The organism is Vibrio sp. OPT46 (assembly GCF_015163535.1).
Lineage (GTDB): Bacteria > Pseudomonadota > Gammaproteobacteria > Enterobacterales > Vibrionaceae > Vibrio > Vibrio alginolyticus.
The window spans coordinates 1-518 of sequence record NZ_JADDYG010000434.1; the positions used below are offsets into that span (position 1 = coordinate 1).

Annotated in this window: 1 protein-coding gene; it reads right to left on the reverse strand. The window is 32.8% G+C overall.

Translation table 11 applies throughout. The features are described from left to right. Window positions 1–95: 95 nt before the first annotated feature. Window positions 96–518 (reverse strand): LysR substrate-binding domain-containing protein (locus IQR33_RS18945; protein ID WP_265575797.1); only part of this gene is annotated, 423 nt, incomplete at its 5' end.

Here is a 518-nt window from a genome sequence, read left to right on the forward strand (position 1 = left end):
GGTGTTAATAAATACCGCCGAAACAATATGTTACAAAGATTAGCGTTAGGCCTAGTTGAGTAGACAACGCAAAATTCTAAATCTGAACAACCGCCCTAAAATGACTCACTCTTCAATACTTGTGATAACTCAGACCTAATAAAAGTAGATATCTCAGCTAGCTTTCTTGGCAAAGGGTTTTGATAAGGGTAGGCAATATACATGGAACGTTCTATATCAAAAGTTTGCGATATTCGGATGTTTTTGTCTATATAGTTACTTTTAATAAGATAGTTTGGAATGACACCAACCCCAACTCCCTCAGAAACAAAGTTTATTAAAATAGAGGTGTTATCAACTTCGATAACATCAGTATATTGATTTTTAATTGATTCCTTATTCGAATGATGTTTGTAGATTAATAGTGTTTTGTTGTTGGCATTACTTACCCTAGATATCAAAACATCACTATAATCACCAATTTTATGTGCAATAAGAGTGTCATCAATAACATTATTAAGCCTAATCGCTAAATCTAC